2 protein-coding genes are annotated in these 593 nt (G+C 66.3%); both read right to left on the bottom strand.

Going from position 1 to position 593, the window contains the following annotated elements; genetic code table 11:
• Window positions 1-499 (bottom strand): ATP/GTP-binding protein (locus DEH69_RS09140; RefSeq protein WP_113686414.1); only part of this gene is annotated, 499 nt, incomplete at its 3' end.
• A partial coding sequence (locus DEH69_RS09135; protein ID WP_113686413.1) for a DUF742 domain-containing protein occupies window positions 480-593 on the bottom strand: 114 nt, incomplete at its 5' end. The genes DEH69_RS09140 and DEH69_RS09135, both read right to left, overlap by 20 nt.

The following is a 593-nucleotide window of genomic DNA, read 5'->3' as shown; positions in this document are numbered from 1 at the left end:
CGTCGGGCCCGATCTGCAACGCCTCGCGCACCTCCTCGGGAGAGTACGGCTGGTGGCCGTCGAAGCCGTTGAGCGCGATCACGAACGGCAGGCCGCTGTTCTCGAAGTAGTCCACCGCAGGAAAGCAGTCGGACAGCCGCCGCGTGTCCACCAGCACGACGGCACCGATGGCACCCCGGACCAGGTCGTCCCACATAAACCAGAAACGATCCTGACCCGGCGTACCGAACAGGTACAGGATCAGATCCTGGTCGAGCGTGATCCGGCCAAAGTCCATCGCCACCGTCGTGGTGGTCTTCCCCGCCGTATGCGTCAAGTCGTCGATCCCCGCCGACGCCGACGTCATCACCGCCTCGGTCCGCAGCGGGTTGATCTCCGACACCGACCCCACGAACGTGGTCTTCCCCACGCCGAACCCACCCGCGATCACGATCTTCGCGGAGGTCGTGGAACGCGACGGCGCGGAGAGACCGGCGTCGTTAGAGCTTGCGAAGTCCACTGAGCACCCTTTCGAGCAGTGTCACATCTGGCTGGCCGCCGGGCTCCGCGTCGTTGCCCGGCTGGTGAATGGCGACAAGCCCGGCCTCGGCGAG

The sequence above is a fragment of the Streptomyces sp. PT12 genome (genome assembly GCF_003311645.1).
Classification (GTDB): domain Bacteria; phylum Actinomycetota; class Actinomycetes; order Streptomycetales; family Streptomycetaceae; genus Streptomyces.
This window is presented reverse-complemented; position numbering and strand designations above follow the sequence as displayed.